Genomic DNA, 26,447 nt, shown 5'->3' on the forward strand with positions numbered 1-26,447 from the left:
TAATCCAATAAAAAATCGAAATATGAAAAAATTAGCAATTGCAATGATGTTGGGTCTTGCAGCAATGTCTGCTTCGGCCCAGGTGAACTATAAAATGCAAGTGGCTTGCAGTCCGCAAGACGTGAAAACGTACGATACAAACCGCCTGCGTAGTAGCTTCCTGATGGAAAAAGTAATGGTTCCGAACGAAATCAACCTTACTTACTCCATGTACGACCGTTTGATTTTCGGTGGCGCAGTTCCCGCAACCAAAGAATTGGTATTGGAAACCATCGACCCGCTGAAAGCTAAATTCTTCCTCGAACGCCGCGAACTGGGTGTAATCAACATCGGCGGCGAAGGTATCGTGACCGTTGACGGTAAAGAATATACGTTGAAATTCAAAGAAGCCCTATATGTGGGAAGAGGAAAACAGAAAATGACTTTCAAGAGCAAAGATTCAAGCAATCCCGCCAAGTTCTATATCAACTCGGCTACCGCCCACAAAGAATACAAGACCCAGTTGATTACTATCGACGGACGCAAAGGCTCGCTGAAAGCCAACTCTTTCACAGCAGGAAAGATGGAAGAAAGCAACGACCGCGTTATCAACCAACTGATTGTGAACAATGTACTCGAAGAAGGCCCTTGCCAACTGCAAATGGGACTAACCGAACTGAAACCGGGCAGCGTATGGAACACCATGCCGGCTCACACTCACAGCCGCCGCGTAGAAGCCTACTTCTATTTCAACGTGCCTGCCGACAACGCCATCTGCCACTTCATGGGCGAACCTCAGGAAGAACGCATCGTATGGATGCAAAACGAGCAAGCTGTCATGTCGCCCGAATGGTCTATCCACGCCGCTGCCGGAACAAGCAACTATATGTTCATTTGGGGTATGGCGGGTGAAAACCTCGATTACGGAGATATGGACAAACTTAAATATACAGAAATGCGCTAAAAGAAAACGTGTCCAAAGTATATTATAATATATTCAGGCACGGATTGTACACAGACTATACCGGTTGCCAAAGCCGTGTAGTCTCCGTACAACCCGTGCCTGTCTTTTTTTATATTCCCCAGGAAAACACATAAATATATTACCATGTAACGAATAGTGCATGAATTCGACCAATTTTTACAAATAAAATCCAGTCGGAATACCGACCTTTGTCTACAAATCAAAATCTATTAAATCCTTTATCATGAATACATTTCAAAAAACAGGCGAGAAAATGACAAACTACAGATGGACTATCTGTGCCATGCTATTCTTTGCCACTACCGTCAACTACCTCGACCGCCAGGTGCTTTCTCTTACCTGGGACGAGTTTATCAAACCCGAATTCCATTGGAACGAAGTCCACTATGGAACAATTACTTCCGTTTTTTCTATTGTGTACGCAATCTGTATGTTGTTCGCCGGCCGGTTCATCGACTGGATGGGTACTAAGAAAGGATATCTTTGGGCAATCGGCATATGGTCGGCCGGTGCTTGTATGCACGCACTTTGCGGAATCGTGACCGAACAATATGTAGGTATGCACAGTGCAGCCGAGTTGATGGCTGCCACAGGCGACGTGGTAGTGGTATTAGCTACCGTAAGTATGTATTGTTTCCTCGCCGCACGCTGCATCTTGGCCCTTGGCGAAGCGGGCAACTTCCCGGCTGCCATCAAAGTGACGGCAGAATACTTCCCGAAGAAAGACCGCGCCTACGCTACTTCCATCTTCAACGCCGGTGCTTCTATCGGTGCTTTGGTTGCTCCGGTCTCTATTCCTCTGATTGCCAAAGCATGGGGCTGGGAAATGGCTTTTATCGTTATCGGTGCGCTCGGCTTCGTTTGGATGGGAATGTGGATATTCATGTACGATGCTCCGGCAAAGAGCAAGTACGTCAACAAAGCCGAACTGGATTACATCGAACAGGACAAATATGAAGAAGGTGCTGCTCCCGCAGTTGCCGAAGAGAAAGAAGAGAAGAAGATGAGCTTCCTTCAATGCTTCACTTACAAGCAGACATGGGCTTTTGCCGTCGGCAAATTCATGACGGACGGCGTATGGTGGTTCTTCCTGTTCTGGACACCGTCTTACCTGAATACCCAGTTTAACATCAAAACATCTGACGGATTAGGAATGGCCTTGATTTTCACCCTCTACGCAGTGACCATGCTGTCTATCTACGGCGGCAAACTTCCGACTATCTTTATCAACAAGACGGGAATGAATCCATATGCGGCACGTATGAAAGCAATGCTGATTTTCGCATTCTTTCCATTAGTAGTATTGTTGGCACAACCGTTGGGCACATTATCGCCCTGGTTTCCCGTTATCCTGATTGGTATCGGCGGCGCTGCCCATCAGTCCTGGTCGGCTAATATTTTCTCTACCGTAGGTGATATGTTTCCGAAATCGGCAATTGCCACCATTACGGGAATCGGCGGTATGGCAGGCGGCGTAGGTTCCATGCTGATGCAGTTTGGTGCCGGACTTCTGTTTGTTCATGCCGACGAAACGAATATGACATTTATGGGATTTGAAGGCAAGCCTGCCGGATATTTCATCATGTTCTGTATCTGTGCCGTGGCTTACTTGATTGGCTGGATAATCATGAAAACGTTAGTACCCAAATATAAACCTATCGTATTGGAATAAATCTCACCATACATACTGTCAAAGGTCTGAAAAGAAAACTTCAATCATAGAAGTCTCTTTTCAGACCTTTTTCATTCCCCTCCTCTTCTACACATTCTGTTTAGTTCCGAATTTATTTTTATTTGTTAAATATCAGTACAAATATTCGCACATATCAAATTTAACTCTATATTTGCCAAAAACTAATACAATAAAACACGATGAAAGCAAATACTTTTAAAATATCATCCATCCATTGGAGTATAATTACAGTTATTACCACAATAGTTTATTATAGTATATTCTCCCACGACTTCCAGTTGCAATGGGACGACCAATGGCAACTCATCAACACAATGACAAGCAACGGAATCACGCTGGATAATCTGCAAACCATAACCACTACCATTTATAATGGGCAATATTCGCCTGCCAACCAATTATATTATACCCTGCTCTATCTCTGTTTTGGATACAACAGCAGTGCTTTCCACATCGGCAATTTACTGTTCCATATCCTAAATGCATTTTTAATATACACATTATCATATACCCTCCTAAAAGAGACATTTTCCAGAAAAAAGACCTTGTTCATTTCCTTTCTTTCCGCACTATTATTCGCTGTTCATCCCGTGCAAGTAGAAACCGTATGCTGGATAAGTGCGTCTAAAATCGTACTCAGTACATTCTTTTATCTACTGGCACTAATAGCCTATACACAATATGTACGCAGCAGCCAATGGAAATACCTCTTATGCAGTGTATGCAGCGGTATCATTGCTATGGGATGCAAAGAGCAATCCGTAACGCTCATTTCGTGTATATTGCTATTCGACTGGATACTATTCAAAAGAAATATGCTCTCTTTGAATGTCTATCTCGAGAAAATATACTTTCTCATTCCCACTATTGCCTTTTTCATAGTCACACTTATAAGCAATCAGAATTCGGGAGAAGAAACTATCGGATATACCATTATAGAGAGATTCTTATTTTTCTGTTACTCATTATTCAAATACATCTTGATTAGTGCCATTCCGTTCAAACTATCCTACTTATATCCTTTCCCATTCCAGGTAGGAGAAGACATCGCCTTGTCACTATGGGTTTATCCGTTTATTATCTTATTCATCGGATATGTTATCTTCCTAAATCGCAAGAACAGACTGATTATTTTCTGTACTTTATTCTTTCTGTTACATCTATTGCCTGTACTCCACATAATTCCACTTCCCCGTTATGTAATCACGGCAGACCGTTATCTATATCTACCCTATATAACATATGCAATCGGAATCTCCGCATTGTCCTATCATTTATACGAGCAGTATGGAAAACGAATATTATGCGTAGTATTATTATATCTTTCTTTTCTATGTTTTTACACGGCAAACTACGCACCAATATGGAAAAACTCAGATACTCTGAAAGAACATTTCAAGGGAGTGCTTCAAAAAAGAAAAACTCTCTCTATTATTAATCATAAAAATTAAAGTACTATGAACAAAAAGAAAATTTTAATCGCAAGTGGAATGGCTTTATTAGTAGCCGGAACAATTTTAAACGTACACGATGCGTTGAATGAATTTGGTGTGTTGGATATTTCGTTGCATCCACAGGTTATGGCACAGACAGGACCTAATAGCGGATATCGTACAGGAACAGGAAATCAAGCTGAAGAAAGAGTAAAATGTATTGTTTCTGAATCAACAGAAACAACTGGAGGAAGCTCTTCCACAAACACATCAACTGGAAGCCTTGGAGGAAATATAAATTGGGGAGTTGGTCCATGGGGTGGTAATATTACTGGAGAAATTACAAGTGGAAGTGGTTCATCAACAGGGTCAACAAGTAGTACTACCACAACTATTCATAAAGAATATTGGGGAACAAAATATTGGTGCAAACCTCCTGTAAATAATAAGCCAAGCACTTGTTATATTTTTGATCCTTGTAAACTTCCATGATATTAAAAATAATAGACTGGTCTAAAACTTTTTGGCCAGTCTATACAAACAATCTACCTTATGAAAAAAAATATATTGCTACTTTGTATTATCCTATTTTCAAGTATCGGATGCCAGCAAAAAAAAGTACATACTTCAACTATAGAAAGTGACTCTACAACTGTAGAAATCACGGTTAATCTTAAAGAGTATAAAGGAGTTCCATACGATAGTTTGATTGATAATATCTCTTTTGTACGGTTAGAAACAAACGACAACTGCTTGATAGGAGCTATTTCCCAAATTGTTTGTACAGATAGTTTATTATTCATTTCAGACAAAGATGTTAGTAAAAATATTTATTGTTTTAATCGTCAAGGAAAATTCTTGCGAAAATTTGGTTCAATAGGACAAGGACCTGGAGAATACAGTGGATATTATTGTTATATCACGTTATCACCAGACAAAAATAATCTGGTAATTATGGATTGGGGGAAAATAATTTATTTCGATTTTGAAGGAAATCTTACCAAAGAAATTATTTTAGATTCTAACTATGCTATATGCAATCTCGAATTTATAGATAACAATTCAATAGCAGGATTTGATTTATCAGGCAATCCGCAAATAAAAGAAAAACCTATGTTATCAATTTATGATAACAAAATGCACTCACAACAAAGTGCTTTCCCTACCATCAGCACCGACAATTTTATACTATCTCCGACTAATCCTTTAAGAAAGTTCAACAATGAAGTATATTTTAATCTTCCCTACTCCGATACTTTTTATAGAGTTTACTCCGATTATATATCGAAAGCATTTCATATCAATTTCATTGGGGGAGGTGCTCCACCAATAGAAGAAGGAATGGATTCAAAAGTTTACGCAGAACAATTAAATCATGTAACCTATTGCGAAGATTTTACAATCTTAAAAGATGCTGCTGTATTCGAACTAAGAATACCAATAGGAACCGGTTCTCCATTCGTGGTGTATTCTTTTAAATCTAAAAAAACATACTGCTGCAACATGAACAGTAATAATTTATTATTCCACTTTCATAATATACCGCAAGCACGTGATAAAGAAAATACATTAGTAGTAGCAAATTCGGCTTTAAAACTTCTTGCTTTAAAACAAATCATGTATGAAAGCAATGCTGTGAGCGAGGAAGTTCTATCGCAACTATACGACGGATTGACAGAAGAGAGCAACCCTACCATATTTTTCTTCCATGTAAATGTAGACTAAAACAATACACGAACCCATGAAAAAAGAGACATTATTATTTTGCATCATCCTATTTTTAAGCATAGGATGCCAGCAAAGAAAAGTATATACATCAAACATAGAAAGCGACTCTACTACAGTAGAAATTACTGTCAATTTAGAGAACTATCAAGGAGTTCCATACGATAGTTTAATTGACGATATTTCTTTTGTACGGTTAGAAACAAACGATGACTGCCTGATAGGAGCAATTTCGCAAATTATTTGTACAGATAGTCTGATGTTCATTTCAGACAGAGATGTTAGTAAAAGCATCTATTGCTTTGACCGTCAAGGAAAATTCTTACGCAAATTAGGTGCTGTAGGACAAGGACCTGGAGAATACAGTGGATATTACTGTTACATAACCTTGTCACCTGACAAAAAGAATCTGATAATTATGGATTGGGGAAAATTGCTCTATTTCGATTTTAAAGGAAATCTCCTTAAAGAAATTACATTAGATTCCAGCCACGCCATACGCAATCTTGAATTTATCGACAATAACTTAATGGCAGGATTTGAATTTTACGGTAATACAAGCGTAAAATCCAAACCCATGTTATCGGTTTATGATACGCAACTCAACCTCGAACATTGTGCTTTTCCGACAATCAGTACCGACAATTTTGTATTATCCCCGATGAATCCTTTGAGAAAATTCGATAATGAAGTATATTTTAACCTGCCCTATTCTGATACTTTTTATAAAGTATCCTCCAACCACGTATCGAAGGCGTTTCATATCAATTTCATTAAGGGAGGAGGCGCTCCGCCTATAGAAGAAGGAATAGACGACAGAGTATATGCAGAGCAACTGTATAAAACCATCTACTGCGAAGATTTTATCATATTAAAAGATGTTGCTGTATTTCAACTAAGTATGCCAAACGGAGGTTACCCCATTGTTGCATATTCTTTCAAATCAAAAAAAACGTATTATGGAAATTTAAACTGTCACAATCCTTTATTCTGCTTATATAAAGTACCTCTCACACGAGACAAAGAAAATACATTAGTGACAGCAAATTCGGCTTTGAGTATGCTCAAATTAAAACAACGGTTGTATGAAAGCAATGCCGTAAACGAGGAAATTCTATCGCAACTATACGACGGATTGACAGAAGAGAGTAACCCTACCATATTTTTCTTTCATGTAAATGTAGACTAAAATGAATCGGTATATTAAAATGATAATAAGTATCTCTTTCCTTTCTCTTATCATAACCAATTATCTTGTAGTAAATAAGTTGCGTACATACAAGAAAGAGTTGATAGAAGAAAAAGGAAAGTTGTATGCAACAAGTGAACTGGAGCACACATATTGGGTTAACTTCTTGCAAGGGATACATACGGATGGAACTAAATTCGACAATGTGAAACTTGCCTCCAAAGAACAACCGCCAATTGCATTGGAAGAATATATGAAAGACATACCTTACGTCTTATTGGTTAGAATCAGCGATATGCACTGCAACGACTGTGTCACTTCCATTATGTCAAAACTCAACCGATTATCGTCGGAACTAAATCTGACAGCAAATACACTCGTATTGGCAAGCTACCAAAATCCGGTTGCACTCAAATCGGTTCGCAACCTTGCACCCGCGCTTAAGACTTGTTCGGTCAATAGTACGGATATATCATTTCCATTGGAAGAAGCCAATTTCCCTTATTGCCTTGTACTGACAAAAGATATGACTGTGCTGCACTCATTCACTCCCAACAAAGCAGTACACCACTTAACGGATTCCTATCTCAAAAATATAAGTCAACGCTATTTTCAAACTAATTAAAAACAACAAACTTATGAAAACAAGAATTTTACTAATGTGCTTATTCAGCATGGTTTTAAGTACAACTTATGCTCAAATCGACACTCGGCAACGCAATGTTATCAAAACTAAGATTACAACCGTAGATGATATTTCGCATATCCAGTCAAAGGAATTGAAAAGTATATGGAAACCTTCGTATATCCATGTCATAGCAATCAACAAAAAAGCATCTCTCAAAGACTTTATCCGCTTGAACAAATACCTGACAGAAGCTCCCCTGCTGTATAACCCACAGAATACATTAATTATCTGTGAAGAAAAAATGGTGGAATGGGTGAAAGAAGTAGCCACCGGCTATGACATATTTCCACTGCACACGATGAACCTCTCCAACGAGATGATTATCGAAGGAACAATGGTGCCGCTAACTTCCAAAGACAATACCCCGGATTATGATTTCAAATTCACCAAAGAAAAGAACATCTAACTTTCAAAGGACTGTCAAGTGGATAGGTATATTATTCGGCGGGTTGCTTTTTTTAAAAGTATTCATCGGAGAATGGGTATATATCTCCTCCGATAGTATGCTTCCTACCCTACGCACCGGAAACTTAGTATGGAACTCCAAACTAACCTACGGTGCACTCATGCCGCAACGCATGAAAGAAACACCTATACTGAATCTGCTCTGCCTGGTTCCAACCATCGCCCAAAAAGACAAACAACGGAATTGGGGCAACCATCGTATGTGGGGATATTCTTCCCCACAACGCATGGATGTGATTATCTTTAAATGGGCAAACGATGATTCGCCATTATATATAAAACGCATCATCGGAATGCCCAAAGACACTGTCCTGATTGCCAACGGAAAAGTGTACATCAACCACGACCCCATCGAAGAAAAAGGAAAAAGAATCACTTCGTATGACAACTACGGGCCTTTCATCATAGATGACGACTGCTATTTCGTAATGGGGGATTTCAGACTAAATTCGTTGGATAGCAGACATAAGGGAGTGGTACCCTTTCACTGCATTGCGGGAAAAGCGACATACAAGCTATGGAATTTCAAAGAAAACTCGTCTCTATTCACTGCGATTGAATAACGGACAACTGCACACAAAAAAGCCTCTTCTCACGAAGAGGGCTTTTCAAGTTTACTTATTCCCCATTTTTTTCATACTCAAATACAAGTGATACAAACAAAGAATAGTAAACGTTAAGATGAAAAAAAGGGAAGTCTCACGACTTCCACAATTCTTCTAACCTTAAATCTAAATCTCTATGAAAAAAACGTGTTGCAAATATAGGCGTTTGTTCATTATAGAGGTGTTAATGAATTGCATAAAGAGAGAATAAAAACTAACGTCTGCAAAAATTAGCGAATTTACTCTTTACTCTCTATTAATTTTAATAAACTCCGGTAAAGCGGGTCGGCATTCAAGAACTCGGGGACACCGGTCACAAACATCTGCTTCCGCGCACGGGTAAGAGCTACGTTCAGTTTGCGGTCTATCAACACACCGTCTTCCTCGGTTAAATTAGATACAAATTTCAACTGATAATAACTGTTGATGCAGCAGGAATAAATAATCACGTCCCGTTCGCTGCCCTGAAAACGTTCGACTGTATCCACCAGTATCCGACTGAGAGCCGGGATGCCCAATGTTTCTATCTCTCTTTTGATAAGAGCTATCTGGCTCCGGTAAGGAGTTATAATTCCCAATGTACGAGACTCATCAAAGTCCGACCGGTTACTCTCGTAAACCTGAGCGGCAAGTCGGGCAACAATCCGGGCTTCCGAAGAGTTTATTTTGACAGATGTTCCTTTCTGCTCCGGAACGGAAGGATAAAAGGCTACGCGCGAAACAGCTCCGAAATCTTCCAACTGATGAGGCAGGCCGACGGGAAGCAGACGTCCGCCATAGAAAGCACGGTTGGCAAACAAAGCCACTTCAGGATGCATACGCCCCTGGCGGCAAAGCATATCGAACGAGCGGCTATCGCCCGAAGAGCAACTCCGGTAAAGGCGCTCGAACAAAGAATCTTTCAGATTTGCCAGCCCGACAGACAGCAATGCTTCGTCATAAACTGCCGACTGCTCCGTGTTTTGAAGCACAACGGCAGGAAGTTGTTTATGGTCGCCAATCAGAATAAACTTATCAATGGCGTTACGGCTTTCTTTGTCGCGAGCACAAAGAATACCCAATAACTGAGGTTCAAGTATCTGCGTAGCCTCATCGACAATAGCCACATTGAAATGTTTCAAGCGGAAAAGTTCAGGTTTGCCGGAAACGGCAGCAACCGTTCCCACGATAATGCGGCAGTTTCGGATACGCTCGTAAACTTCCGAACGGCGGTTGCAGGAGGCCAGTTCGTTTTCTATCAGATGGTCACGGTAGTGCTCGTCGCATGGCAATTCGCTCCCGACACGGATAAAATCGACAACCGGACGGATAGCAATGAGCGATTTGCATATTTCATCGACGGCACGGTTGGTATATGAGAGCAGCAGTATTTGGGTATCTCCATCGGCATGGAAAGTTTCCACCATCTTCTTCAAGGCACAGGAAGTCTTGCCCGTTCCCGGAGGGCCGATAAGGAGAAAATAATCCCGGGCCGCTTTGGCCTTCAATGCAACACGGACAAAGTCGTCTTTCGCTTGAGAGATTAAAGCGTCCAACGATTCGTCGAACTTGGGCGGACGTTGTGACAGTAGCAGGTCACGGCGGTCTTGCGTAGCCGACAGATAAGCGTACAATCCCTGAAACATAGAACGGAAGGTGGTATCCATCGTATCGTGTTCGATGGCATAAAGGCTTTCGTCGGGAAGCACGGAAGGATTCTGTTGCGTAGAACGCAGACGGACACAGATTTCGTGGTCTGTCAGATATTCGATGTTGCCTTTGAACACCATTTTGTTGGTTACATTATCCGTATCACTGTTGCGTTCATACAGAATGACGGCATCGCCCTGGCGGAAGTTGGGAAGTACATCATACCCGTCGGCCTTGCTGCTTGCAGCTACCTCTTCCACCTGAAGAGCCGGAGAGGCAACAGAGTGCAGCGAAGGTTGCGAAAGCGAAGAAGTGAGCGAACGGCTCAACAGCAGATGAGCTTTATGCTCGTCGGCCGCATGGTTCTCTTTGATGCGCAAATCGTAGATTATTTCGCCGGCTTCGCACTTTTCGTCCAATGTAGAAAGCCACAACGAAGCGGCTCCGGTACGTCCTTCGTAGTCCACGTCGCCCGATTTGGAGGTATAAAGCTCTTTGGTCAGGAAATTATATACGGCATGGAAATATTTTTTCTCCAACGGCGAAAGCGCTTTCAGTTTCTTCTGAAAGCTGTCGATGGGCGGGCGCAGATAAGTCTCCCAAAAACGTCCCTGCAACCCCCGTTCGTTCAAGGTGGCAGCGTTGATTTCCTCCAGTTTGCGTTCGGTGTATTCCAGGCTGTTGTGCAGTTGGATACCATATTCGTTGGCTACAATCCTGTTGCGCAGGTCGATTACCCGGCGCACCATTGCCCACGAAGGACGCGACGGATAAAGAAGCGGATAACGGGTATAGAACAGATAGGCTTTCACTTTCCGGTGGTCCATTCCCATAGAGTATTGTAGAACGGCCTGGTAGAGAAGCATCTGTACTTTGTTGTTCTCTTTGGGTTCAACCTTGCCACGGATGGCGTACTCGTCGGCTTTGCCCGATTTCATTTCGATAAAGGAAGACATATCCCGTTGCATATAGTCGAGGCGCCCCTGGAGTCCGAGTGCCTCGCAAATATAAGAAGGTTCGAGCACCGCGTCTGTCTTGTCGAGTTCATATCCGGCGGCGTGGAAGGTATCGTTCACCGTTTGGCGGATATGTTCGAAGTGCAGTTTGCAATCGTCGAAGAATTGGCGTTCTTTCTCCTTGTCCTGCAGGTCGGGGCAGGCTGCCAACTCGATAGGATACCGCCGGAAGGCTTTCTGCATACACGTACGGTAATCGACCTCTTCGTCCTGTGCATGAATCCACTCGTCGAGAAAAAGATTGGCTATATTTCCCAACAGCAAGGGACGTGTATTCTCTATGGGCTGAAGACGAGACAGGTAATAATTCGCCGGATGGTGTCCGTAGTCGCGGAAGCACTCGGCAAGCGAACTGATATCAATCAGATAATCGGGTTCGAGAACGATGAACGAGGGAGTAAGCACTCCCGAACTGTCGATGTTCACATCCAACAAGTTCAGTTGGGCGTGCCGCCAAAGCAGTTTACAGGTTTCGGTAAATTCTTCATTAATCTGAGGGATATTGTAGCGGACAAGCCGGAGCGTCTCCGAAACTTCATCCAACGGAGTGACATAAAGATACTGTTCGTCGGCATACTGAAAACAGACACGCATACGCTGTACCCGCTCACGGGCGGGAGGGGCAACCAGATAGGTGGAGTCGGCACGCGGAAGCAGGCGATACAATGGGTCGGGAATATCTTCTTCGGAGAGTTTGCGTACTAAAAAGGCCAGCGTTTTGGCGTCCCGCAACAGGTTTTCGCGGGTCGGTTCGAGACAACGGTTCAAGATACGGTTGGAAGTCAGCCGGAAGGTATGCAACCGGTTTTGCTCTCCTACAGACAGTCCGGTCTTGGCAGCCACAAAGCTGATTCGTGCCGAAAGGTCGGTCATCTGCAGACTCTCGTTCTGTATCTGCGAACGGCAAATGCGCTCCAGCAAGTCGCGCATTTGTTTGTATCCGGCGGCAAGCCGGGCATCGTCTGCCCGGCAAACCGCCAGAAGTAACTCATAAGATTCTATCGCTTCACTCTTCTGACAGGGCAACTTCATCTTCCTCCTCTTCCTCTTTTTTCTTCTTATCCTTTATCATTAAAATGCTCATTTCGTAGAGCAGATAAAGCGGGATAGCTACAACGCTCAATGTAAACGGGTCGCCCGTCGGGGTAATGACGGCAGCCGCTATCACAATGACAACCACGGCATGGCGGCGGTATTTCCGCAGGAAAGATTTGTCGACTATTCCCAACAAGGAAAGCAGCCATGTCACCAATGGCAGTTCGAAAGCCAGTCCCATGCAAAGAATCAGCATCATGAAATTGTCAATGTAGGAATTGAGCGACAACACGTTTTCAACCTCCGCACTAAGCTGGTAGGTGGAAAGGAAACGGAGCGTCAGCGGATAAACCATAAAATAGCCTAACAAGACGCCGAGAAAGAACATCACGGTTCCGACAGTCAACGCCTTGCGCACCCCCTCCTTCTCGTTCGGATAAAGAGCGGGGTCGATAAAACGCCATACTTCATAAAAGATATAGGGCATAGCGGTTACGACCGACATCCAAAAGGCTGTCGACATATGTATGAAGAAGGGAGCTGCCAGATTGATATTGACCAGCTTCACATGAAATTCCTGTGTGAAAAACTCATCGGTCAGTTCAAATGTCCGCCCGATATGACGCAACAAATCGTAGAATATGAAATCATTGTGGCATGGTGCCAGAATCACATGATCAAAGAGATAAGGCATAGCAATGAAATAGCCTATTGCCAATACAAGCCACACTCCAATCACCCGAAAAAGTACCTTGCGCAGTTCGTCCAAATGATCCCAAAAGGTCATTTCTGCCATCGGTACTTGCTTTACTTACTTGAGTCCGCCGGTTTATCCAGTTCGTCTTTCGCCTTGTTTATTTCTTCTTTTGCTTCGTTCACTCCGTCTTTGAAGCTCTTCACTCCTTTGCCCAAACCACGCATCAGTTCAGGAATTTTCTTTCCGCCGAAAAGCAGGAGAATAACCAAAGCAATAATAATCCATTCGGAACCACTGGGCAGCAGGCCCAACAATAATAAGTTTGTCATAAGTCTGTTTATATTAAGTTTTTTATTAGTCGGTGCAAATATAATCATTTTCGCCACAGGTTACACCGATTCAGCCGGATTTATCAACTTTATTTAAAAAGATTATCGGCTGTTTTCACGCTCCGTAGGGCCGATTTTCAGCACCTATAGATGCTGCGTCCAGCGCATACGTCTCCTGCGTCCAGGAGATATATGTCCTGCGTCCAGGAGATATAGATGCTGGACGCAGGATATATATGCGCTGCAACAAGCTCGTTTACAAGTAGATAGAAAGACATAAGCAAGCCGGTTCCGTTTCATTGGCAGGTTCTCTTTCGCCTGTGTTCATCCGGCCGTCTGCGATGGGGATTATTCCTGATAATAGACCCGTTTCACCCGTGTCGATATGCTGGTAAGCACTTCGTAGGGAATCGTATCCAGCTTGTCGGAGAGTACCGTTATCGGCAAGTCATCTCCAAAGATGATTGCCTGGTCGCCTTCGCGGCAATCGATGTCGGTCACATCAATCATACAGACATCCATACAGATATTGCCCACGTACGGCGCTTTCTTTCCGTTGACCAGGCAGTATGCATTTCCACGTCCCAAATGTCGGTTCAGGCCGTCGGCATACCCGATGGGAATGGCGGCAATGCGCGAAGAGCGTACCAAATGTCCCATCCGGCTGTATCCTACCGTATCCTCTTGGGGAACATCACGAATCTGAAGTATCGTGGTTTTGAGCGTGCTCACATTGTGTATAATGGAGTTGTCTATCGGGCTGACTCCATAAAGCCCTATCCCCAGGCGTACCATATCGAACTGTGCACCGGGGAAACGCTCAATTCCCGCCGTATTGCAGATGTGGCGCAGAATCTTATGCGGAAAGGCTTCCTGCAACTCACGCGAGCCTCTTTCAAACAGCTCTATCTGCTGCCGTGTAAATGCGTCAAACTGCGGAGAGTCGCTTCCCACAAAATGGGAGAATACCGAACGGGGAATCACTGCGCTCTGATTCTTCAGCCGGCGCACAAGCATGGGAATATCTTCCACGGCAAAGCCGAGGCGGTGCATACCGGTATCCAGCTTGATATGAACCGGGAAGTTGGTAACCCCCTCTTTTTCGGCAGCTTTGATAAGCGCATCCAACAAGTGGAAGTTATAAACTTCCGGTTCGAGCTTGTAGTCGAACATGGTTTTGAATGCAGTAAGCTCGGGGTCCATAATAATGATGGAAGAGGTGATGCCCGCCTTGCGAAGTTCGGAACCTTCGTCGGCAACGGCTACCGCCAAGTAGTCGACATGATGCTCCTGCAGGGTCTTGGCTATTTCGTACGAACCGGCTCCGTAGGCCGAAGCCTTCACCATGCAAATCATTTTCGTATCGGGGTGGCGGAGCATGGAACGGTAGTGGTTCAGGTTTTCTACCATCGCACGCAGATTTACTTCGAGGATGGTTTCGTGCACTTTCAGTTCCAGCACTTCGGATACCTTATCGAAGTTGAACACGCGCGAACCTTTTATAAGAATCACTTCCGAATGAAGAGAACGGAGCAAGCCTGAGGCCAAGAGGGCTTCGGTATTGGGAAAGAAGTGGCGCTCGATGTCGGTATCAAAACGGGCGGCACACGATGAAATCTCCTGACCTACGCCTATCAGTTTGTTTATGCCGCGACTTCGCACCAGTTGGGCCACACGCCGATAAAGCGTTGCCGTGCTTTGCCCGGTCTCCAGTATATCCGACAGGATAAGCGTGCGGTTCAATCCTTTCTTTTCGGAACGGCGCACAAGGAAGTCGAGCGCTATATCCAAAGAGGCCAAGTCTGAGTTATAACTGTCATTTATCAGTACATTGTTGTTTTTTCCTTCTTTCACTTCCAGACGCATCGCAATCGGTTCGAGACGCGCCATACGCTCCGTTATCCGGTCGGCAGGAGTCATCAGGTAGAGGCAGGCTGCCAGACAGTTGAGCGCATTCTCTATGGAAGCATCGTCAACAAAAGGAATGGAGAAAGTATTGTCCATATCCAAATAGCGGTAAGAAATGACGGTATGGTCATCTTTCTTTGTCACGCTGCCGATATAGAGCGGACGTTCGATGTCGGTACGGCTCCAGGCAATCTCACGGGCCGTCAGCATCGACTTCGCCACACAATTGCTGATGAGTTCATTATCGCCGTTGTAAATCACAACGTCGCAATCTTTGAAAAGCGAGAGCTTTTCCATACACTTCTCCTGCAATGAGAAGAAGTTTTCCTGATGTGCACCGCCAATGTTGGTCAGTATACCGATGGTGGGCTGTATCATCCGCTTCAAAGCCCCCATCTCTCCCATTTCGGAAATACCGGCTTCAAAGACTCCCAACTCCGCTTCGTCATTGAGTTGCCACACGGAAAGAGGCACGCCAATCTGAGAATTATAGCTGCGCGGAGAACGCACGATACAACGGTCGGGACTTAGCAATTGGTGCAGCCACTCTTTCACAATCGTCTTTCCGTTGCTGCCGGTTATACCGATAACGGGTATTTTGAAATGCTCGCGATGCATCTCGGCAAGTTTCTGCAAAGCCTTCAAGGGGTTGGGGACAATCAGGAAATTGAGAATGGAGAATTGAGAATTAAGAACGGGCTGCGCACCATCATGCTGCACAGATTTCTCCATGCTCCATGCTCCATGCTCCATTTCTTTAAAGTCATCTTCGGAAACGACAAAATTGCGCACTCCCCTATCGCATAGCTCGGGGATGTAGCGGGCACCGTTATTCCGTTTGGTAGGTAAAGCAAAAAAAAGAGTCTCTTCAGGAAAACTCAAAGAACGGCTGTCTGTCAGCAGCCAATCGATAGACGCCTCGCAGGTACCCACACAACGGGCACCGATGCATTCGGCTATGGATTTAATCGTATATGACATAGTTCTATTTCTTTTTGAAAATCTAAGTACGGGTATTTTCCGATAAGTCGTTCTATTTTTAACACTATTTGTCCTAAAAAGCGTTGATACGCTTCCGAACCGAGGTGAAAAGGTTTATGTCCCAAATCACGTCTTATCTCTTCAATCTCTGCCATAACCAACTTTGTGTCAGCCGAAAAGAAGGTTTCCGAGAAGCGTTCCCATAGGTAACGGACCGCCAATGGGGAGGGGTGCAACATATCGTCTGCATAAAAGCGATAATCGCGCAACTCATCCAACACGATTTCATAGGAAGGAAAATAGAAAACGTGTTGCGGGAAGAGCTGCTGCAAGCGGTCGATGGCAAGTAATAAAGTGGATTTGCTCAGTTGGTTGGCGTGCATCCCGTCACGGATATGACGGATAGGGCTTACCGTAAACAGAATCTTCAGATTCGGATGGTGAGCCACCAGGCGGGTAATCATCGAAGCATACCCGTCTACAATCTCCTCCACCAGAAGCAGCCGGCGGGTAAAACTGCTCTCGGGAAGTTTGTGGCAATTGGCTACGACTTTTCCTGTTTCTTTTTGTTCGTAGACATACGCTGTGCCGAAAGTCAACATCAGCCAGTCAAGTTCCTGCATCGTCCGGCGAGCCTGAGACAGACGGAGATTGATATTCCGCAAGGTCTCCTCCGGAGTGGATGCAGAAAAGGAGCCATGATGCATCGGGCTGTGCCACAGCCCTCTATAAGCAAACAAGTCTTTCTCCGCATACTCTTTTCCCGCCTCAATCTCCTGCAAAGCTGATAATATGGATAAAGGATTGTAGAGAATACCGAAAGGATTCTGATTCAGCCGGAACTTAGCCTCTTCCAACAAAGCGCCTATATTCTCGGCAAAGCAAGAACCCATCAAAAGAATATGGTGCATATGCCCCACGGACGGCAACCCGGCAGGCAATTCCACGGATGTTTGAAAGTTCATACGATTTTCCATCACTTTATTACATTTCCTATGCAAAAGTAGACTTTCTTTTCTTACTTTTGCACTAAATTTGCTCGAATCATGAAGAATGAACCGATATATAACTTGCTAAACGCTATTAATTACCCCGAAGACCTACGGAAACTAAACGTAGAACAACTGCCGGAAGTATGCAATGAACTGCGGCAAGACATTATTAAAGAACTCTGCTGCAATCCGGGACATTTTGCCGCCAGTTTAGGAACGGTGGAACTGACAGTAGCCCTACACTACATCTATAATACGCCTTACGACCGTATTGTGTGGGACGTGGGACATCAAGCCTACGGTCATAAAATCTTAACAGGACGCCGTGAAGCCTTTTCGACCAACCGGAAGTTTGGCGGAATCCGCCCTTTTCCATCGCCTGAAGAGAGTGAATACGATACTTTCACGTGCGGACACGCTTCGAACTCCATCTCCGCCGCTCTCGGTATGGCGGTTGCCGCTACTCAGGAAGGAGATTCCAAACGCCATGTGGTAGCTGTCATCGGCGACGGCTCCATGAGTGGAGGACTCGCCTTCGAAGGACTGAACAATGCATCTGTCACTCCGAACAATTTGCTCATCATACTGAACGATAACGATATGGCCATCGACCGCAGTGTCGGTGGTATGAGACAGTATCTTTTCAACTTAACGACTTCCAACCGCTATAACCAATTGCGCTTCAAGATGTCGCGTATGTTATTCAAACTCGGTATCCTGAATGAAGAGCGCCGCAAGGCGCTGATACGTTTCGGCAACAGTCTGAAATCAATAGCCGCACAACAGCAGAACATCTTTGAAGGGATGAATATCCGTTACTTCGGACCGATAGACGGACATGATGTAAAGAACCTCGCCCGCGTTCTGCACGATATAAAAGATTTGCAAGGACCTAAAATCCTGCATCTTCACACAACCAAAGGAAAAGGATTTGCTCCGGCAGAGGAACACGCTACCGAATGGCACGCACCGGGTAAGTTTGACCCTGTCACCGGCAAACGGTTCATCGCCAATACGGAAGGGATGCCGCCTCTGTTTCAGGATGTGTTCGGCAATACATTGACAGAACTTGCAGAAGCCAACCCGAAGATTGTAGGCGTAACTCCCGCCATGCCCAGTGGCTGTTCGATGAATATCCTTATGGAGAAGATGCCGAAACGTGCTTTCGATGTCGGTATCGCCGAAGGACACGCCGTCACTTTCTCCGGCGGTATGGCGAAGGACGGATTATTGCCGTTCTGCAACATTTATTCCTCTTTCCTGCAACGGGCGCACGACAATATCATCCACGATGTAGCAATACAGAGTCTTCCTGTGGTACTATGCCTTGACCGTGCCGGACTGGTCGGCGAGGACGGCCCCACACATCACGGAGTTTTCGACATGGCTTGCCTGCGTCCGATACCCAACCTGACAATCTCCTCACCGATGGACGAACACGAGTTACGCCGGCTGATGTACACGGCACAACTGCCGGACAAAGGTCCGTTCGTCATCCGTTATCCACGCGGACGGGGTGTGTTGGTAGACTGGAAATGTCCGTTGGAAGAAATCCCAGTAGGCAAAGGAAGAAAGCTGAAAGAGGGCGACGACCTTGCCGTTATCACCATTGGCCCGATAGGAAATACGGCCGCACAGGCCATCGTCCGGGCAGAAGCCGAACTCGGCAGGAACATCGCTCACTACGACTTGCGCTTCCTAAAACCGCTTGATGAAGAATTATTGCATGAAATAGGACGCAAATTCAAACATATCCTGACTGTCGAAGACGGCATCATTCAAGGCGGTATGGGAAGTGCCATCCTCGAATTTATGGCAGACAACGGATACAAACCGGCAGTCAAACGTATCGGTGTCCCCAATACATTCGTCGAACACGGCACAGTAGCCGAGCTTTACCATCTTTGCAACATGGACGAAGAGGGTATCCTGACTAAAATAAAAGAACTTATCGACTGACATGAAGATTATTATCGCCGGTGCCGGAAACGTAGGCACCCATCTTGCCAAATTGCTCTCGCGCGAAAAGCAGGACATCATACTGATGGATGACGACGAAGAGAAACTGAGCGCACTTAGCAACAATTTCGACTTGTTGACGGTTGCCGCATCCCCTTCGTCTATCTCCGGACTGAAAGAGGTAGGTGTCAAAGACGCTGACCTCTTCATTGCCGTCACTCCCGACGAAAGCCGCAACATGACTGCTTGTATGCTGGCTACCAACTTAGGAGCCAAAAAGACAGTGGCACGCATCGACAACTACGAATATCTTCTGCCCAAAAACAAAGAGTTCTTCCAAAAGTTGGGAGTTGACTCGTTAATCTACCCCGAGATGTTGGCTGCCAAAGAAATCGTATCTTCCATGCGCATGAGCTGGGTGCGCCAATGGTGGGAGTTCTGCGGCGGAGCACTCGTACTCATCGGTACGAAGATGCGCGAGAAGGCGGAGATACTCAATATTCCCCTTTATGAATTGGGTGCACCCGACATTCCTTACCACATAGTAGCCATCAAACGCGGAACGGAAACCATCATCCCGCGTGGAGACGATGTGATAAAGCTGCATGACATTGTTTACTTCACCACTACCCGCAAATACATTCCCTATATACGCAAGATAGCCGGCAAGGAAGATTATGCCGACGTGCGCAATGTGATGATTATGGGCGGAAGCCGCATTGCCGTCCGTACGGCGCAGTATGTGCCCGACTATATGCAGGTGAAAATCGTAGATAACGATATTAACCGTTGCAACCGACTGACCGAATTGCTGGACGACAAAACCATGATTATCAATGGCGACGGCCGCGACATGGACCTGCTCATCGAAGAAGGGCTGAAGAATACCGAAGCCTTTGTCGCACTGACCGACAATTCCGAAACCAATATTCTTGCCTGTCTTGCAGCCAAACGCATGGGCGTAGGGAAAACGGTGGCGGAAGTGGAGAATATTGATTACATCGGTATGGCCGAGAGCCTTGATATCGGTACGGTAATCAATAAAAAGAAGATTGCCGCCAGCCATATTTACCAGATGATGCTGGATGCCGATGTTTCCAATGTAAAATGCCTTACGTTTGCCAATGCGGATGTTGCCGAATTCACCGTACCCGCCGGAGCCAAAATCACCAGACATCTCATCAAAGATTTGGGATTGCCGAAAGGAACGACCATCGGCGGTATGATTCGCAACGGAGAGGGAATATTGGTTACCGGCGATACATTGGTCCAACCGGGCGACCACGTAGTGGTGTTCTGCCTGAACATGATGATTAAGAAAGTAGAAAAGTTCTTCCATTAAGCCGTCATTTAAGACCGACGAGTATGATTAATTCCAAGATAATATACCACATCATGGGGTTCCTGCTGCTGATAGAGACAGCGATGCTGTTATGCTGCGGGGGTATTTCGTTCTTCTACCGTGAAGACGACTTACAGAGTTTCCTGATTTCGTCTGCCATCACCACCGGAGCAAGCCTGCTGCTGCTCAAGTTAGGGCAAGGAGCCGAAAGGACGCTCAACCGCCGCGAAGGCTATGTCATTGTCAGCCTTGCATGGGTGGTATTCTCCGTGTTCGGGATGCTGCCTTTCTGCATCGGCAACTACATTCCGAATCTTGCCGATGCTTTCTTTGAAACCATGTCGGGCTTCAGCAGCACCGGAGCCACCATCTTGGACAACATTGAATCCATGCCGCACGGAATCCTTTTCTGGCGGTCGCTCACACAATGGGTAGGCGGATTGGGAATCATCTTCTTCACCATTGCCGTACTGCCCATCTTCGGAGTGAGTGGCGTACAAGTATTTGCAGCAGAAGCCAGCGGTCCCACACACGACAAGGTGCACCCCCGCATCGGAATCACCGCCAAATGGATATGGAGTATCTACGCCGGACTGACGGGCACGCTCACCGTCTTACTGTTTCTGGGTGGTATGTCACCCTTCGACAGCGTGTGCCACGCACTCACCACCACCAGTACAGGAGGCTTCTCCACCCGGCAGAGCAGCATTGCATTCTATAACTCGCCCTATATGGAGTATGTACTCTCCCTGTTTATGTTTCTTTCGGGTATCAACTTCACGTTGCTGCTGCTCGTATTCAAAAGAAAAATCGGAAAGGTGGCGAACGATGCCGAATTAAGGTTTTACTTCAAATTCGTTCTGTTCTTCACGCTGTTCATTGCCGGATGGCTCTACCGCGAAACTCCGATAGGAATGGAAGAAGCCCTGAGGAAAGCCCTGTTCCAAGTGGTATCCTTGCAGACCTCCACCGGATTTGCAACTGCCGACTATATGCAGTGGCCGCCCATCCTGTGGGGATGCTTAGCAGTAATCATGGTGGTGGGCGCGTGCGCCGGCAGTACCACGGGCGGTATAAAGTGCATCCGCATGGTAATTCTCTTTAAAATAGTGAAGAATGAATTCAAACATATCCTCCACCCCAATGCCGTATTGCCGATACGTATCAACAAGCAGGTCATCTCTTCGTCTACGCTCTCTACCGTGCTTGCCTTCTCGTTTCTTTATGTAGTCATCGCTTTTGTCTGCGTGCTCATTCTGATGGGGTTGGGAGTAGATTTTATGGAATCGGTGGGAGTAGTTATCTCCAGCATCAGCAACATGGGGCCCGGATTAGGGTTGTGCGGTCCTGCCTACTCATGGAGTGCGCTGCCCGATGCAGCCAAGTGGCTGCTATCGTTCCTGATGCTTCTCGGACGTCTGGAATTGTTCACCGTATTGTTGCTCTTCACTTCCGATTTTTGGAAAAAGAGCTAAGTTACGCCACCAATGAACTTACCCCGACAGATAGCTCCGCCAATCGCGGCGGAGTGCTAAAAAACCTTTTTTTGCGACTGAGAGCGTGCCAATAGTATAAATATTAGTTCTATATTTGCAGCCGATTAAGGAAAAAGATGAAACTAAGTTTACGATTCGGATTACTCACGGTATTGGTTTGGCTGATTCATTGCGCCACATACGAAGCAATGAACCGTATGGACAAACTCACCTCTCCCCTCTCTCAGCCGGAGATGTGCCGTGTTTCACCAAGCAATCCGGTGCAGGAAGCGATGCAGCGCCTCACTTTCTTTTTCTCCATCCAGGCGGGTAGTTTCAGCAACGCAGAGCCGGCCAACGCACCTACGGACAAACATATGCTGCCACCCGCAACCTGTTTCTGCGAGCACCACAAACCTCAAACCTCGCCCGAATCCACATCGCTTCATACCCCCTCCTATTATCACGACCCTATATCCTATTATATATACGGGTTAAGGAAAATTGTAGTTTAGCCGGCAGTACAGTCGGTTCTCTTCCCCGTCATTTATATCAACAGTCGGTTTTATCCCCCGGTGGGCGGATAAGTCGGTTGTACGTTTTTATACCATTCAATCCAAATAGTTATTGAATTATGAATTTTACATTTTTAGTTGTTGTTTTACTGACAGCACTATCTTTCGTCGGTGTAGTGATTGCCCTTTCGCGTGCCATCTCTCCCCGTTCGTACAATGCGCAGAAGTTTGAAGCATACGAATGCGGTATCCCGACACGCGGCAAGTCATGGATGCAGTTCCGTGTAGGTTACTACCTGTTTGCCATCCTGTTCCTGATGTTCGATGTTGAAACAGTCTTCCTGTTTCCGTGGGCGGTAGTCATGCGCGACATGGGGCCGCAGGGACTCATCAGCATTCTCTTCTTCTTCATCATCTTGGTTCTGGGTCTTGCTTATGCCTGGAGGAAAGGAGCGTTGGAATGGAAATAATCAAAAAGCCGAAAATAAAATCAATTCCTTATGAGGAGTTTATCGACAATGAATCGTTGGAAAAGCTGGTCAAAGAGCTTAATGCCGGAGGAGCCAACGTGGCTCTCGGGGTTCTTGACGACTTCATCAACTGGGGACGCAGCAATTCATTGTGGCCGCTTACGTTTGCGACCAGTTGTTGCGGTATCGAATTTATGGCACTGGGTGCCGCGCGTTACGACATGGCACGTTTCGGGTTCGAAGTAGCCCGTGCCAGTCCGCGCCAGGCCGATATGATTATGGTATGCGGAACAATCACCCATAAGATGGCGCCCGTGCTGAAACGTCTGTACGATCAGATGCCCGACCCGAAGTATGTGGTTGCCGTAGGCGGATGCGCCGTCAGCGGCGGTCCTTTCAAGAAATCCTACCATGTGGTGAACGGAGTGGACAAGATTCTTCCGGTAGATGTGTATATACCCGGCTGCCCGCCCCGTCCGGAGGCTTTCTACTACGGTATGATGCAGTTGCAGCGCAAGGTGAAAGTAGAGAAATTCTTTGGTGGAGTAAACAGAAAAGAGAAAAGACCGGAAACCGACGATGAACGGTCGGAGATGAACGATTAATGAGAAACCGATTATGCAGGAAATACAATTTATAGCCCCCGCAGCACTGCACGAAGAGATGCTGCGCTTGCGAAATGAGAAGCAGATGGACTTTCTCGAAAGCCTCACCGGTATGGACTGGGGAGCGGCGGATGAGGAAGACGCTCCGGAGAAACTACGCGGATTGGGCGTGGTCTACCATCTGGAATCGACCGTCACGGGCGAACGGGTGGTACTGAGCACAGCGACAACCGACCGCGAGCGGCCCGAAATACCGTCTGTCAGCAATATATGGAAGATAGCGGATTTCTATGAACGCGAAGTTTTTGACTTTTACGGTATCACCTTTGTAGGCCATCCCGATATGCGTCGGCTGTATCTGCGCAACGACTGGGTAGGACACCCCATGCGCAAGGACAACGACCCGGAAAAGGAGAACCCGCTCCGTATGACGAACGAAGAGACGTTAGACACGACTCAGGAGATAGAGCTGAATCCGGACGGAACCGTCAAGAACAGAGAAACGAGACTCTTCGGAGAAGAGGAGTACGTAGTCAACATCGGGCCGCAACACCCTGCGACTCACGGTGTGATGCGCTTCCGGGTCTCGCTCGAAGGAGAAATCATTCGTAAGATTGATGCTAACTGCGGATACATACACCGGGGCATCGAAAAGATGAACGAGAGCCTCACCTACCCACAGACGTTGGCACTGACAGACCGGCTCGACTATTTGGGCGCCCACCAGAACCGTCATGCGCTGTGTATGTGTATCGAACAGGCAATGGGTATCGAGGTGAGCGAACGTGTGCAGTACATCCGTACGATTATGGACGAGTTGCAGCGCATCGACTCGCACCTGCTGTATTACTCTTGCCTTGCTATGGATTTGGGAGCACTGACAGCTTTCTTCTACGGCTTCCGCGACCGTGAAAAGATTCTCGACATCTTTGAAGAGACTTGCGGCGGACGGCTGATTATGAACTACAATACCATCGGCGGCGTGCAGGCGGATATTCATCCGAACTTTGTGAAACGGGTGAAAGCGTTCATTCCCTACCTGAGAGGAATCATCCACGAATACCACGACATATTCACAGGCAACATCATCGCGCAAAACCGCCTGAAAGGCGTAGGCGTGCTGAGCCGCGAAGATGCGATTTCCTTCGGCTGTACCGGCGGAACGGGGCGTGCTTCGGGCTGGGCTTGCGACGTACGCAAGCGGAGACCCTACGGTGTGTACAACAAAGTGGACTTCAAGGAAATCGTCTACAGCGAAGGCGACAGCTTTGCCCGCTATTTAGTGCGTATGGACGAAATCATGGAGAGCCTAAGCATCATCGAGCAGTTGATAGACAACATACCCGAAGGAGCCTACCAAGAGAAGATGAAACCGATTATCCGCGTTCCCGAAGGCAGCTACTATGCCGCCGTGGAAGGAAGCCGTGGCGAATTCGGCGTATTCCTCGAAAGCCAGGGCGACAAAGTGCCTTACCGCCTGCACTACCGCTCCACCGGTCTGCCGCTCGTTGCCGCCATCGACACCATTTGCCGGGGAGCCAAGATAGCCGACCTCATTGCCATCGGCGGAACGATAGACTATGTAGTCCCCGACGTAGACAGATAGGGGCGAGACGGTGTTTATAACTAATTACACTTTATAACTTTTTTATGTTCGACTTTAGTATAGTAACAAACTGGATACATGAGCTGCTCCTCTCCGTGATGCCTGAGGGAGCGGCAGTCTTTATAGAATGCGTGGCGGTGGGCGTGTGCCTGGTGGCACTGTATGCCATTCTTGCCATCGTTCTTATTTATATGGAACGTAAGGTTTGCGGTTTCTTCCAGTGCCGCCTCGGTCCCAACCGTGTCGGCAAATGGGGTTCTATCCAAGTGGTGTGCGACGTGCTTAAGATGCTGACCAAAGAAATCTTCATGCCCAAAGGCGCCGACCGCTTCCTTTACCACCTTGCTCCGTTTATGGTCATCATTGCCTCGTTCTTCACCTTTGCCTGCATCCCTTTCAACAAAGGGGCGGAGATACTGAACTTCAACGTGGGCGTGTTCTTCCTGCTGGCAGCTTCCAGCATCGGCGTGGTGGGTATCCTGCTTGCCGGCTGGGGAAGCAACAACAAGTTCTCGCTGATTGGCGCCATGCGCAGTGGCGCGCAGATTATCAGCTACGAGCTTTCGGTAGGTATGAGCATCATGACGATGGTGGTACTGATGGGCACTATGCAGTTGTCCGAAATCGTAGAGAGCCAGGCCGACGGATGGTTTATCTTCAAGGGACACATCCCGGCGGTGATTGCTTTCGTCGTCTACCTGATAGCTGGCAATGCGGAGTGTAACCGTGGCCCGTTCGACCTTCCCGAAGCGGAAAGCGAGCTGACTGCCGGATACCACACCGAATATTCCGGAATGGGCTTCGGATTCTTCTACCTTGCCGAATACCTGAACCTGTTTATCGTGGCAAGTGTTGCCGCCACCATCTTTTTGGGAGGATGGATGCCGTTGCACATCGCCGGACTGGAGGGGTTCAACGCCGTGATGGATTACATTCCCGGCTTCGTGTGGTTCTTCGGCAAGGCGTTCTTCGTGGTATTCCTGCTGATGTGGGGCAAATGGACGTTCCCTCGCCTGCGCATCGACCAAATACTGAACTTAGAATGGAAATACTTAGTGCCCATCTCTATGGTGAATTTATTAATCATGGCTTGTTGCGTAGCCTTCGGCTTCCACTTCTGATAACT

At 46.3% G+C, this 26,447-nt stretch carries 22 protein-coding genes; 17 read left to right on the top strand and 5 right to left on the bottom strand.

Going from position 1 to position 26,447, the window contains the following annotated elements; translation table 11 throughout:
• Positions 1-22: 22 nt before the first annotated feature.
• The 9 genes from kduI (at position 23) to lepB (ending at position 8,720) form a co-directional block, all read left to right on the top strand.
• Positions 23-943, top strand: a complete 921-nt coding sequence (gene kduI / locus QZ331_RS06615) for a 5-dehydro-4-deoxy-D-glucuronate isomerase (protein ID WP_294629146.1) — start codon at positions 23-25, stop codon at positions 941-943.
• Between the two features lie 244 nt (positions 944-1,187).
• Positions 1,188-2,636: an MFS transporter gene (locus QZ331_RS06620; protein ID WP_294629148.1), complete on the top strand. Its 1,449-nt coding sequence runs from the start codon at positions 1,188-1,190 to the stop codon at positions 2,634-2,636.
• Between the two features lie 200 nt (positions 2,637-2,836).
• The gene (locus tag QZ331_RS06625; RefSeq protein WP_294629149.1) at positions 2,837-4,108 is read left to right on the top strand and encodes a hypothetical protein; all 1,272 of its coding nucleotides are present in this window, start codon (positions 2,837-2,839) and stop codon (positions 4,106-4,108) included.
• Between the two features lie 6 nt (positions 4,109-4,114).
• Positions 4,115-4,582, top strand: a complete 468-nt coding sequence (locus tag QZ331_RS06630; protein ID WP_294629151.1) for a hypothetical protein — start codon at positions 4,115-4,117, stop codon at positions 4,580-4,582.
• A gap of 60 nt (positions 4,583-4,642) precedes the next feature.
• On the top strand, positions 4,643-5,815 hold the full coding sequence (locus QZ331_RS06635) for a 6-bladed beta-propeller (RefSeq protein WP_294629153.1): 1,173 nt from the start codon (positions 4,643-4,645) through the stop codon (positions 5,813-5,815).
• Positions 5,816-5,831: 16 nt separating this feature from the next.
• Positions 5,832-7,004, top strand: coding sequence for a 6-bladed beta-propeller (locus tag QZ331_RS06640; RefSeq protein WP_294629155.1), 1,173 nt, complete (start codon positions 5,832-5,834; stop codon positions 7,002-7,004).
• A gap of 19 nt (positions 7,005-7,023) precedes the next feature.
• Complete coding sequence (locus tag QZ331_RS06645; RefSeq protein ID WP_279094950.1) at positions 7,024-7,629, top strand: heavy-metal-associated domain-containing protein; 606 nt, start codon at positions 7,024-7,026, stop codon at positions 7,627-7,629.
• A gap of 13 nt (positions 7,630-7,642) precedes the next feature.
• Entirely contained in the window at positions 7,643-8,098 is a 456-nt protein-coding gene (locus QZ331_RS06650; protein WP_294629159.1) for a hypothetical protein, read from the top strand.
• A complete protein-coding gene (gene lepB, locus QZ331_RS06655; RefSeq protein ID WP_294629160.1) occupies positions 8,064-8,720 on the top strand; it encodes a signal peptidase I in 657 nt (218 codons plus the stop codon). Before QZ331_RS06650 ends, lepB begins: the two co-directional genes overlap by 35 nt.
• A gap of 281 nt (positions 8,721-9,001) precedes the next feature.
• Here the strand turns inward: lepB and QZ331_RS06660 are convergent, their stop codons facing one another.
• The 5 genes from QZ331_RS06660 to QZ331_RS06680 form a co-directional block, all read right to left on the bottom strand.
• Entirely contained in the window at positions 9,002-12,439 is a 3,438-nt protein-coding gene (locus tag QZ331_RS06660) for an ATP-binding protein (protein WP_294629162.1), read from the bottom strand.
• Positions 12,414-13,238, bottom strand: a complete 825-nt coding sequence (gene tatC, locus QZ331_RS06665; protein WP_294629164.1) for a twin-arginine translocase subunit TatC — start codon at positions 13,236-13,238, stop codon at positions 12,414-12,416. The genes QZ331_RS06660 and tatC overlap by 26 nt, the downstream gene beginning before the upstream one ends.
• Before the next feature lie 11 nt (positions 13,239-13,249).
• On the bottom strand, positions 13,250-13,468 hold the full coding sequence (gene tatA, locus QZ331_RS06670; protein WP_294629166.1) for a twin-arginine translocase TatA/TatE family subunit: 219 nt from the start codon (positions 13,466-13,468) through the stop codon (positions 13,250-13,252).
• A 348-nt stretch (positions 13,469-13,816) separates the two neighbouring features.
• Positions 13,817-16,357: a bifunctional UDP-N-acetylmuramoyl-tripeptide:D-alanyl-D-alanine ligase/alanine racemase gene (locus QZ331_RS06675; RefSeq protein WP_294629167.1), complete on the bottom strand. Its 2,541-nt coding sequence runs from the start codon at positions 16,355-16,357 to the stop codon at positions 13,817-13,819.
• Complete coding sequence (locus QZ331_RS06680) at positions 16,333-17,322, bottom strand: GSCFA domain-containing protein (RefSeq protein ID WP_294629169.1); 990 nt, start codon at positions 17,320-17,322, stop codon at positions 16,333-16,335. The genes QZ331_RS06675 and QZ331_RS06680 overlap by 25 nt, the downstream gene beginning before the upstream one ends.
• An 81-nt stretch (positions 17,323-17,403) precedes the next feature.
• Between QZ331_RS06680 and dxs the strand changes: the two genes are divergently transcribed.
• The 8 genes from dxs to nuoH all read left to right on the top strand — a co-directional run bounded on the left by dxs (position 17,404) and on the right by nuoH (position 26,442).
• A complete protein-coding gene (dxs, locus tag QZ331_RS06685; RefSeq protein ID WP_294629171.1) occupies positions 17,404-19,308 on the top strand; it encodes a 1-deoxy-D-xylulose-5-phosphate synthase in 1,905 nt (634 codons plus the stop codon).
• Position 19,309: 1 nt separating this feature from the next.
• On the top strand, positions 19,310-20,650 hold the full coding sequence (trkA, locus tag QZ331_RS06690; protein WP_294629173.1) for a Trk system potassium transporter TrkA: 1,341 nt from the start codon (positions 19,310-19,312) through the stop codon (positions 20,648-20,650).
• 23 nt (positions 20,651-20,673) lie between these two features.
• Positions 20,674-22,125 carry a TrkH family potassium uptake protein gene (locus QZ331_RS06695; protein ID WP_294629174.1) on the top strand — a complete coding sequence of 484 codons (1,452 nt, stop codon included), beginning with the start codon at positions 20,674-20,676 and terminating at the stop codon, positions 22,123-22,125.
• A gap of 137 nt (positions 22,126-22,262) precedes the next feature.
• Positions 22,263-22,640, top strand: a complete 378-nt coding sequence (locus QZ331_RS06700) for a hypothetical protein (RefSeq protein WP_294629176.1) — start codon at positions 22,263-22,265, stop codon at positions 22,638-22,640.
• Between the two features lie 119 nt (positions 22,641-22,759).
• Complete coding sequence (locus QZ331_RS06705) at positions 22,760-23,110, top strand: NADH-quinone oxidoreductase subunit A (protein WP_294629178.1); 351 nt, start codon at positions 22,760-22,762, stop codon at positions 23,108-23,110.
• On the top strand, positions 23,101-23,715 hold the full coding sequence (locus QZ331_RS06710; RefSeq protein ID WP_294629180.1) for an NADH-quinone oxidoreductase subunit B: 615 nt from the start codon (positions 23,101-23,103) through the stop codon (positions 23,713-23,715). Before QZ331_RS06705 ends, QZ331_RS06710 begins: the two co-directional genes overlap by 10 nt.
• A gap of 13 nt (positions 23,716-23,728) precedes the next feature.
• Positions 23,729-25,321, top strand: a complete 1,593-nt coding sequence (locus tag QZ331_RS06715) for an NADH-quinone oxidoreductase subunit D (RefSeq protein WP_294629182.1) — start codon at positions 23,729-23,731, stop codon at positions 25,319-25,321.
• 44 nt (positions 25,322-25,365) lie between these two features.
• Entirely contained in the window at positions 25,366-26,442 is a 1,077-nt protein-coding gene (nuoH, locus tag QZ331_RS06720; protein WP_294629183.1) for an NADH-quinone oxidoreductase subunit NuoH, read from the top strand.
• The last annotated feature ends 5 nt before the right edge of the window (positions 26,443-26,447 follow it).

The sequence above is a fragment of the uncultured Bacteroides sp. genome, from assembly GCF_910586915.1.
In the GTDB taxonomy this organism is placed as follows: domain Bacteria; phylum Bacteroidota; class Bacteroidia; order Bacteroidales; family Bacteroidaceae; genus Bacteroides.

Excerpts from the sequence above, each read along its gene's own strand:
- kduI (WP_294629146.1), top strand. The coding sequence starts at position 23 with ATGAAAAAATTAGCAATTGCAATGATGTTGGGTCTTGCAGCAATGTCT.
- QZ331_RS06620 (WP_294629148.1), top strand. The coding sequence starts at position 1,188 with ATGAATACATTTCAAAAAACAGGCGAGAAAATGACAAACTACAGATGG.
- QZ331_RS06625 (WP_294629149.1), top strand. The coding sequence starts at position 2,837 with ATGAAAGCAAATACTTTTAAAATATCATCCATCCATTGGAGTATAATT.
- QZ331_RS06630 (WP_294629151.1), top strand. The coding sequence starts at position 4,115 with ATGAACAAAAAGAAAATTTTAATCGCAAGTGGAATGGCTTTATTAGTA.
- QZ331_RS06635 (WP_294629153.1), top strand. The coding sequence starts at position 4,643 with ATGAAAAAAAATATATTGCTACTTTGTATTATCCTATTTTCAAGTATC.
- QZ331_RS06640 (WP_294629155.1), top strand. The coding sequence starts at position 5,832 with ATGAAAAAAGAGACATTATTATTTTGCATCATCCTATTTTTAAGCATA.
- QZ331_RS06645 (WP_279094950.1), top strand. The coding sequence starts at position 7,024 with ATGATAATAAGTATCTCTTTCCTTTCTCTTATCATAACCAATTATCTT.
- QZ331_RS06650 (WP_294629159.1), top strand. The coding sequence starts at position 7,643 with ATGAAAACAAGAATTTTACTAATGTGCTTATTCAGCATGGTTTTAAGT.
- lepB (WP_294629160.1), top strand. The coding sequence starts at position 8,064 with ATGATTTCAAATTCACCAAAGAAAAGAACATCTAACTTTCAAAGGACT.
- QZ331_RS06660 (WP_294629162.1), bottom strand. The coding sequence starts at position 12,439 with ATGAAGTTGCCCTGTCAGAAGAGTGAAGCGATAGAATCTTATGAGTTA.
- tatC (WP_294629164.1), bottom strand. The coding sequence starts at position 13,238 with ATGGCAGAAATGACCTTTTGGGATCATTTGGACGAACTGCGCAAGGTA.
- tatA (WP_294629166.1), bottom strand. The coding sequence starts at position 13,468 with ATGACAAACTTATTATTGTTGGGCCTGCTGCCCAGTGGTTCCGAATGG.
- QZ331_RS06675 (WP_294629167.1), bottom strand. The coding sequence starts at position 16,357 with ATGTCATATACGATTAAATCCATAGCCGAATGCATCGGTGCCCGTTGT.
- QZ331_RS06680 (WP_294629169.1), bottom strand. The coding sequence starts at position 17,322 with ATGAACTTTCAAACATCCGTGGAATTGCCTGCCGGGTTGCCGTCCGTG.
- dxs (WP_294629171.1), top strand. The coding sequence starts at position 17,404 with ATGAAGAATGAACCGATATATAACTTGCTAAACGCTATTAATTACCCC.
- trkA (WP_294629173.1), top strand. The coding sequence starts at position 19,310 with ATGAAGATTATTATCGCCGGTGCCGGAAACGTAGGCACCCATCTTGCC.
- QZ331_RS06695 (WP_294629174.1), top strand. The coding sequence starts at position 20,674 with ATGATTAATTCCAAGATAATATACCACATCATGGGGTTCCTGCTGCTG.
- QZ331_RS06700 (WP_294629176.1), top strand. The coding sequence starts at position 22,263 with ATGAAACTAAGTTTACGATTCGGATTACTCACGGTATTGGTTTGGCTG.
- QZ331_RS06705 (WP_294629178.1), top strand. The coding sequence starts at position 22,760 with ATGAATTTTACATTTTTAGTTGTTGTTTTACTGACAGCACTATCTTTC.
- QZ331_RS06710 (WP_294629180.1), top strand. The coding sequence starts at position 23,101 with ATGGAAATAATCAAAAAGCCGAAAATAAAATCAATTCCTTATGAGGAG.
- QZ331_RS06715 (WP_294629182.1), top strand. The coding sequence starts at position 23,729 with ATGCAGGAAATACAATTTATAGCCCCCGCAGCACTGCACGAAGAGATG.
- nuoH (WP_294629183.1), top strand. The coding sequence starts at position 25,366 with ATGTTCGACTTTAGTATAGTAACAAACTGGATACATGAGCTGCTCCTC.